The organism is Pseudoalteromonas sp. TB51, from assembly GCF_000498055.1.
GTDB classification, from domain to species: Bacteria; Pseudomonadota; Gammaproteobacteria; order Enterobacterales; family Alteromonadaceae; genus Pseudoalteromonas; species Pseudoalteromonas atlantica.
This window is the reverse complement of sequence record NZ_AUTO01000367.1, coordinates 1-9,051: the sequence shown is the minus strand read 5'-3', so window position 1 is coordinate 9,051 and position 9,051 is coordinate 1. Positions and strand designations below refer to the sequence as shown.

At 40.8% G+C, this 9,051-nt stretch carries 6 protein-coding genes and 1 pseudogene; 4 read left to right on the top strand and 3 right to left on the bottom strand.

Going from position 1 to position 9,051, the window contains the following annotated elements; all coding sequences use genetic code 11:
• Positions 1 to 615, top strand: a 615-nt coding sequence (locus L650_RS0123330) for a TonB-dependent receptor domain-containing protein (RefSeq protein WP_029774578.1), incomplete at its 5' end; no start/stop codon positions are given.
• A 158-nt stretch (positions 616 to 773) separates the two neighbouring features.
• On the opposite strand, the gene L650_RS0123325 is transcribed toward L650_RS0123330, so the two are convergent.
• Positions 774 to 1,730: a hypothetical protein gene (locus L650_RS0123325; RefSeq protein WP_029774577.1), complete on the bottom strand. Its 957-nt coding sequence runs from the start codon at positions 1,728 to 1,730 to the stop codon at positions 774 to 776.
• Between the two features lie 13 nt (positions 1,731 to 1,743).
• Positions 1,744 to 2,049 (bottom strand): hypothetical protein, encoded by a 306-nt coding sequence (locus L650_RS0123320; RefSeq protein ID WP_128081084.1) that lies wholly within the window; start codon positions 2,047 to 2,049, stop codon positions 1,744 to 1,746.
• A 269-nt stretch (positions 2,050 to 2,318) separates the two neighbouring features.
• On the opposite strand from L650_RS0123320, the pseudogene L650_RS0123315 reads away from it, so the two are divergent.
• A pseudogene (locus tag L650_RS0123315) lies at positions 2,319 to 3,164 on the top strand (hypothetical protein); the annotation flags it as partial.
• A 552-nt stretch (positions 3,165 to 3,716) separates the two neighbouring features.
• Here L650_RS0123315 and L650_RS0123305 read toward each other — a convergent pair.
• Positions 3,717 to 3,980: a YkgJ family cysteine cluster protein gene (locus tag L650_RS0123305; RefSeq protein WP_029774574.1), complete on the bottom strand. Its 264-nt coding sequence runs from the start codon at positions 3,978 to 3,980 to the stop codon at positions 3,717 to 3,719.
• A 169-nt stretch (positions 3,981 to 4,149) separates the two neighbouring features.
• Here L650_RS0123305 and L650_RS0123300 point away from each other — a divergent pair, with 169 nt between their 5' ends.
• Both L650_RS0123300 and L650_RS0123295 read left to right on the top strand, forming a co-directional pair.
• Positions 4,150 to 5,331 (top strand): efflux RND transporter periplasmic adaptor subunit, encoded by a 1,182-nt coding sequence (locus tag L650_RS0123300; RefSeq protein ID WP_004588902.1) that lies wholly within the window; start codon positions 4,150 to 4,152, stop codon positions 5,329 to 5,331.
• Entirely contained in the window at positions 5,328 to 8,477 is a 3,150-nt protein-coding gene (locus L650_RS0123295; protein ID WP_029774573.1) for an efflux RND transporter permease subunit, read from the top strand. The genes L650_RS0123300 and L650_RS0123295 overlap by 4 nt, the downstream gene beginning before the upstream one ends.
• Positions 8,478 to 9,051 lie beyond the last annotated feature (574 nt).

Here is a 9,051-nt window from a genome sequence, read left to right as displayed (position 1 = left end):
GGCAGCGATTCTGGTGGGTTATTTAGAAGTAACTACAACCTTGAGCGCGAAACCACTTCAAACTTAGAGCTAGGTATATTACTTGAAGAGCAAAGCTGGCAGTTAAACTCGGCTATTTTTTATCGAAAAGATAGTAACTTAACCGACTGGACCTTTAATTTTGATTCTACCTCGGCGCGCTTTGCAAACCCCGTTGATATTGATACTGCAGGGGTTGAATTTTTAGCGACTAAGCACTTTGATACAGCAAAACTTATTGCTAGCTACACCTATTTACATAAATCAGAGAACTACGGCGCAGCCGATATTGATGCCAGTTTTTACGCGTTAAACTTTCCTGATCACCGTTTAACACTTGGCGCTGTGTATAACCCAACTGATATTTTAGAATTTAGAATAGATAACGAATGGCGTACACAACACAAAAACGCCCTTAGAAACGGCGACGACAACGCATTATTTACCCAACTCACGCTTAAAATAACCCCGCCTCAGTTAAGCAATTTATTTATTACTTTAGCGGCAGATAACTTATGGGATGAGTCGTTTGAAGAAATACCTGGTACACCAGGACGCGGTGAGCAATATACGTTAAGCGCAACGTATAGCTGGTAGCACATCTAACCGAAAAGGATTAAAACACTCATTTTATTAAACGTAACAAGCCCAGAACACTCTGGGCTTGCCTGTATAATCTAAGATTAGCTTACTCCCTATGCTGCAGCTATGTGCCATAATTAAAGTGATAAAAGGGAGAAGACCATTACCTCAAATTAGTGAAAGGTTTTCTTTAATGCTTGCAAACGATTTATTTTTGCTTGTATTCCTGCAATTGATTTATCCAGCTCTTGTATTTCAGCCTGTGTGAGCCCAGATTGCAGTTTAAGAGCCCGCGTTATATTTAACATTTTATTACCATAGCCAATAGCTCCAAGTACCATTTTGTATTCAGAAACATATTGATTATTTTTCTGGTATTCTTTTACATCGAATTCTTCAGCAACATACTTATTTACGACAGTTACCCTATTAGCGACTAATTCAGCAGGAAAAGCATACGTTAAACCGCTTGGGTCGCTTTCTTTTATATAACTCACCAATTGTGGTGAACCAAAAGTTAGCCCCAGTTCTACTAATTTTTTATAATGCTCTGAGCCTATTCCTGATTCATTTACCCACCTTTGTATACTATCTTTATCTCTTATACTTCCCAACTTACTAAGCCAAGCATTACTGGTATCAATTACAGCGCCAAGATCCATAAACTCATTAAATTGTTCAGGTCTTACTTCGTCTAGTGATGATAACGCCACAAACAAAGGTGTATAATAAGCCGATCTGTTTTCATTTCCTTTAAGAGATTCGTTAACCCCTAGAGTGCCATTTTTTATTAACATCAATAAAATTTCTGTAGAGTGCTCTATATACGCATCGGTCCCTAATAGTTTTACAACTATCTCATTTGATGTTAAACCATCAAGCCCCTCAATTAATTGCTCAACCTCTGATAACTGATCTAAAATTAATGGCTCATCCTGTTGTAAACTGTCCTCGGCTGAATCATGAAATAAGGGGTCAGTAAGCACATATTTTTCTGTCGGTGTTGGAGATATCGATAGTTTTACATGTGTTGCTTTATTGAGAGTTGTATTTTCAAAAATAACAAGTAGCCCTATCACCACCACTAGCAAGACTAGAGTAAAGAAAAATTTCACTTTATTGATTTTCATTACTAAACCTTTACTAACATGCTTCAAATAAAAAATAACCGTACGCTTCAACAGGGTCAGCTCGAATAAAGTTACATGCTTCATCATGCAAAACAGTACCTTTATAAGTCACTGAGTAATTACCTGTAGAACTTAATATAAATCGAAGCCCTCTTTTAATATAACTAACATCTAACGAAATCAAACTGATAGCAAACTCCCTTTGCTCAACGGCTATATGCCATTCTTGTGCATCATCACTAAGTTCATATAGAATCAGCCCAATTGTTTTTTCCGGATTGACTAATAGCTTTACGTCCCCTGCACTTTTAGCAGACACGCTAAAATTAGAATTAATACATAGAATCAATACAATACAATACAATACAATACAATACATTTTTCATTTCAATAGTTCCTTTATTATGAAAGTTAAAGCCCTATGACTTTAAAGCAACAAACAACTAAAACAATATCAACAATAATTATCATTTGCAACTTCATTTGCATTTTATTTATTACTTATCAATAACACTATATTGAAAAAAATATTTTGTTTGAGTTGAGTAAATAACTCGATATTCATAAAAATATATTAAGCTTTAGTCCAGAGGTATATATGCTGCTAAAAACACACAACTTGATAGCTTAGCTAACTATACCCAGGGCTTTGAAGGTGAGTATTCTCATTCGCAAAGTGATGGCACTATTGATAATGGCGATCGTGACTTTTCGCGCGCCTCAGCACGCGCGCAATTAGTATGCGAGCATAGCCAAACCGATTTATTTTATGGCTCGATTGAATCAACCACACTTGAAAACAACTTTACCTCACGAAAATATTATAAGCTGAGCGTATTGCCTCAATACACTATGGCGCTAAAAGCTAACCAACAGCTTATATTTCGTTTAGGGGCTGCGTATGACGATACAAACCATGATGATGCTGAGGTATCTGCCATTGGTGATATAACCTTAAATACCCAAAATAATGACGGCACAGCGCAAAGTGTTTATTTATCGTACGCGCAGGCGAGTCAAGTTGCAGGCTATACAGCTATTGGCGGCAGCGATTCTGGCGGGTTATTTAGAAGTAACTACAACCTTGAGCGCGAAACTACTTCAAACTTGGAGCTAGGTTTATTACTTGAAGAGCAAAGTTGGCAGTTAAACTTCCCCGATCACCGTTTAACACTTGGCGCTGTGTATAACCCAACTGATATTTTAGAATTTAGAATAGATAACGAATGGCGTACACAACACAAAAACGCCCTTAGAAACGGCAATGACAACGCGTTATTTACCCAGCTAACGCTTAAAATAACCCCGCCTCAGTTAAGCAATTTATTTATTACTTTAGCGGCAGATAACGTATGGGATGAGTCGTTTGAAGAAATACCTGGTACACCAGGGCGCGGTGAACAATATACGTTAAGCGCAACGTATAGTTGGTAAAATTAAAGCAGCGTTTACAAACTCAATTTATACTTTGATTTGTAAACGCTGTGTTTATTGATACAAAAGCATAGTTTTTATGCAAAAAATATTGCACAAAGAGAAGCGAATGAGTAGTAAATGAGAAAACAAAAGCCAACTACTGCTTAAAGTTAATCTCTTCCTTAAAAAGTGCAGCGCCTCTTCCCCTCTTTGTGAGTTATTCACTTTATGGCCTTAAGCCAGCAAAAGCAGCGCGTTTTTATATAAAGCAAAGCTAAAAAGTTGCACAAAGAGAAGCGAATAAGCAGTAAATGAGAAAACACAAACCAACGATTACTTAAAGTTAATCTCTTCCTCTAAAAGCACCGCGCCTCTTCCCCTCTTTGTAAATAAACCACTTTTACAGGCTTTGCCTGTCACGTAAGCAAGCTTTACGTCTACAAAACAACCATATATCTACACATTTGCGGTAGACGCAGAGCTTGCTCGCGTGAAAAGCGCAGCTTTTAATTACTTAAAAAATCACTCAGTAATAGATAAATGTAAATATATGAGTATTAACACCGTAAGCTAGGTTAACTGCTCAAGTTCGGTAATAAGCGCTAGAGCCTCTGCATTAGTTGACCCACATACATCGCGCGTGGCGCTAAAATCGCTACATACTTTAGGGCGGCTTTCATCGCCAAATAGTTTACATAAATTGTTCTCATCAAGCTGAATACAACGCTCTCCGGCTTTTTTACCGTTTGGCATACCGGGTATTGGCGAGCTAATACTCGGTGCAATGCAACATGCGCCGCAGCCTAAGCGACATGCCATAGGCTCTGTTTTCATAAATACCTCTGTTAGTTAAAGCCAGGCCTCTGTATTTAAATTAACACCCTGCCTAGCCCATTATTTATCTGTAATACACATATGTAATGCTTTGTTACATCTTAAAACGCCTTGTAAACACTTTATTGCGTATTATTGCCTTGTCACCAAATATATGAAGGAATGCCTTGTGGCTACTAAAAAACAAATTTTATTACCAGTCGCGGTTTTAGCAGCCGGGATTGCACTCGCTTTTGGCCTTTCAGCCATGAAAACGCCACCAGAAGAAAAACCAGAGCAAGACACTCGCCCACTTGTTGCTGCGCAAAACGTAAACATTGATGCAATAACGCTCGATGTTAAATCGTACGGCGTAGTAAAACCTAAAGACCGTACAGAACTGGTTGCACAAGTAAGCGGGCAAGTTATTTCAGTAGCCGAACAATTTGTTGAAGGCGCGTTTGTTAAGCAAGGCGATATTTTAGCACGAATTGATCCAAATGATTACGAGGCCGATTTAATTGAGGCCGAAGCAGGCCTTGCCCAAGCAAGTTCAGCGCTTGAAATAGAACGCGCGCAAGCTCACGTAGCTAAAGCCGAATGGGAACGTATTAAATCAGACTCAAGCGATGCAATTGCATCGGAGCTTTATTTACGTAAACCACAACTTGCAGAAAAAATGGCAAACTTTCGCTCTGCCCAAGCCCGTGTAAAACGCACTAAACGTAATTTAGAACGCACGTACATCAAAGCTCCTTACGACGCTATAATAAACCAACGCACCATTAGCTTAGGCTCAGTGGTTAGTGCGGGTAGCAAGTTTGGCGAGCTAAGCGCTACCTCAGTTGCAGAGGTACGTTTACCGGTTGCAGATAAAGAGCTGCAATACTTAGATAACGGCGGTATTGGCGCATTGGTTACGCTTAACGCTGAATTTGCCGGCAAGCAAACAACATGGCAAGCCAAGGTGGTACGAAGTGAAGGTGTGGTAGATCAAACCAGCCGTATGAGCTATTTAGTTGCTCAGTTACCGACTCCGTACGCTGATAACACCAAACCACTGCGTTTTGGCTCTTATATAAATGCCACCATAAAAGGCCGCGCGCTTGATAACGCGATTATAGTGCCGCACCATTTAGTTAAAAATAACAAAATTGCTATTTTAAACGACGATCACACCCTGAGTTTTAAAACGCTTAATATTGTACGTGAACAAAACGGTATGGTGATTGCGGACCAAGGCCTAAACAGTGGTGAGCAACTTATTACCTCTGCCCTTGAATACCCAACAGAAGGCATGGCGGTTAAGCTGGAAGGCACTGAGCCTAAAAGCGATGTGACTCAATTAGCACTTAAAGAGGATACACCATGAGTACCTCAGAAAAAGGCTTAATTGCATGGTTTGCACGTAACCCAGTGGCGGCAAACCTAATCATGATTTTTATACTTATTGGCGGGCTTTTAACAGCGCTGACAATTCGTAAACAGGCATTCCCTCAGTTTGAAAGTAACTGGGTGAGTATTCAAGCGGTATACCCAGGCGCAGCCCCGCAAGAGGTTGAAGAAGGTATAACGATAAAAATTGAAGAAAACCTTGAGGGTACCGAGGGTATAAAACGTTTAATCACTTACTCTAACCGAGGTTATGCGCAAGCGTGGGTAGAAATAGAAGAAAAATACGACCTACAAGAAGCCCTAGACGAAATAAAAGCGCAAGTTGATTCTATCAATACCTTTCCGGCAGGAATGGAACGCCCTGTTATTCAACGAGAAAAATTTCAGCAAGAGGTGATGATCCTCGCGCTTTATGGCGACATGAGTTACTACCAGCTTAAAGAGCTAGGTAACGACATAAAAGATGAACTACTCGCCTTGCCTGGCGTTAATTTAGTCGATTTTTACAGTGGCCTAGATTACGAAATAGGCATAGAAATAAGCCCCGACAAACTACGTGAATATGGCCTAACTTTTAGAGATGTATCAAGTGCGGTGCAAAATTTTTCTACCAATATGTCGGCAGGGCAAATTCGCTCTGATACTGGCTATATTTCAATGCGTGTTGAAAAACAAGCCTACCGTGGTGGTGAATTTGCAAAGCTTCCGCTTATAACGCTTGCCGATGGCGCACAGATTAACTTAGGCGATGTAGCGACGATTAATGATGGCTTTGAAGAAGGCTTACTTTACTCTAAATATAATGGTAAAAACTCACTCACGTTTGAAGTAGATGCCTCAAAAGATCAAGACATTACCGATGTAGCTAAAATTCTTAAAGGCTACATGGCAGAAAAACAATCGAAACTTCCACAAGGCGTAAAGCTCTCGCCTATTGTTGATTTAACTTACTACCTTGAAGGTCGACTCGATATGATGATCGACAACATGGTTTGGGGCGGTATTTTAGTAATGATAGTGCTGGCACTGTTTTTACCGCTGCGTTTAGCTTTTTGGGTAATGATGGGCTTACCGGTGTCTTTTCTAGGTGCCTTTTTGTTTATGCCAATTGGCTTTTTAGACATCACCATAAACATGGTGTCGTTATTTGCCTTTATTATTGTACTTGGCATTGTGGTCGACGATGCCATAGTCGTGGGTGAGTCTGCCAGTGCCGAAATAGAAAAACACGGCCATAGCCTTGATAATGTTATTCGCGGAGTTAAGCGCGTTGCAATGCCTGCCACTTTTGGGGTTTTAACCACTATCGCGGCGTTTTTACCGCAAGCTATGGCATCGGGCCCAGGCGCTGCGTTTTCTAAAGCCATTGGTGTGGTTATTATATTGTGTTTGATTTTCTCGCTGATTGAATCAAAGCTAATATTACCTGCGCATATTGCAGCCATGAACCCACGTAAACCTAACCCTAAAAACCCATTACATAAACTGCGTAATGTGGTTGATAGTGGCTTAAAACACTTTGTACAAAACTATTACACGCCTTTTATAGGCCATTGTATACATTATCGTTATACCGTAATTATTGGCTTTTTATGTATATTAATAGTCAGTGCAGGTATGTTTGCAGGCGGCTTAGTTAAGTTCGTGCCTAACCCTAAAATACCGCATGATTTTCCGCGTATTACGCTTGAAATGAACCTGGCCTCTTCGGAGCAAGCCACCCTTGAAACTGCCCGTAAAATAGAAGATGTATTACTCAAAGTAGATAAAGAGCTTGAAGAGCAATACGGCCAAAGCATGATCCGCGATTTATCGGTAAGCTTACGTGGGCGTACTCAAGCAAACATTATGGCTATTTTAGTAGAGCCACACTTGCGCCCTATCGACACCTTTGCATTAAGCACCCTGTGGCGCGAACAAATGCCTCCGCTTCCAGGTGTTAAAACGCTTAATATTCAAGATAATATTTTTAGCGGCGGACGTGATGACGGCGACGTAAGCTTTAGGCTACAAGGCAAAGATGCCGATGAGCTAAAAGAAGTCGCTGGTAAATTAAAAGCTAAACTACAAAGCATGGAAGGTGTAGGCGATGTAAACGACTCACTGCAAAGTGCCACCGACGAAGTACAGCTTGATTTAAAACCACTGGCCTACAGCATGGGACTTACACTTGCTGACGTTGCATCGCAAGTAAGCTTTAGCTACTACGGATTAGAAGCACAGCGTATTTTACGCGAAGGCGAAGAAATTAAAGTAATGATACGCTACCCAGAAAGCGAGCGTAACTCAATTAGCAACATTCAAAATGCGCGTATTATTACGCCAACCGGCGCAGAAGTACCGTTAAGCGAAGTAGCCGAAGTTAGGCTAGTAGATGGTGTAAACCGTATTCGCCGTGAAAACTCAAACCGTACTGTTAATGTGTGGGCAGCGGTAAATACTGACCAAGTTGAACCGTTTGCTATTGCACAAGAAATTCGCGATACCTATTTACCTTCACTGCTTAAAAGCTACCCAGGCGTTAAAAGTAATGTGGCTGGGCGCGTACAAGAAGAAATGGACAGCGCCGATGAGCAGTTACGCGACTTTGCTATATCGCTGATGATTATATTTGCCTTATTGGCCATTCCGCTTCGCTCATACTCGCAGCCGCTTATTATTATGTCGGTTATTCCATTTGGTGTAGTAGGTGCAATGTTTGGTCACGTAATATTAGGTATGACCATGAGCGGGCTGTCTATGTTTGGCATTATTGCGGTAGCGGGCATAGTCGTAAACGACTCCCTCGTAATGGTTGATTTTGTAAATAAAGCACGCGCAGAAGGCATGGCCGTAAAACAGGCCGTTATGCAAGCCGGTGCAAAGCGCTTTAGAGCTATATTGCTTACCTCAATCACTACATTTATTGGGGTAATGCCAATTATTATGGAAACCAGCTTACAGGCTAAAATAGTTATTCCTATGGCGGTATCGCTGGCCTTTGGTGTGCTATTTGCCACAGTAATTACTTTAATACTTATACCTTGCCAATACGTAGCATTAGAAGACGCTAAGCGCCTTACCCGTAAGCTACTTGGTAAATCGCAGCCTATAAGTGTTCAACCGACACCCACTGCCAAATAATTACAGTTTCTCTCCCAACCATTAAAGCTCGGCCTAATACGCCGAGCTTTTTATTGCCTAAATATTGCACTGCATTATTAATAGTTTTTATAAAGTGTTTCAAATAAATTATGGGTAATTATTTTAATTATATCAGCGTATTATGCGCCCTCAATTTAAAGCATCGCTAACGCATTATAATTTTATTGCTTAGCATTAAGCTCACACCGCAATGGTTTTGAGCCGCTTGTCAGTTAAGTGCCCTCCACTTAGCTCTAATAACGAGGGCGTGTTGACCTTTGGCGTTTGAATTTGCAGCAGTATGTTTGGTTTTTAGGCAAGGCAGAGCCTATGAAGTGTGGTTACTCCCCATAAATGGGCGATAACGTAGCATAAATGCCAAACATACGCTGCCCTTTGGGTTCTGCCTAGGGGCGATAAACTCTTTGTTGCCTACATGGATGTAGGTAAGGGGCGTGAGCAGGACGCGGAAGCTTTGCTCGGTTTTTACTTATTCTTACAGGGATGTAAGTCATTAGAATAACGCAGGAGCAGTTATCGAGCCCACTAGGTTACAAACCTCGCGCCGCGATTT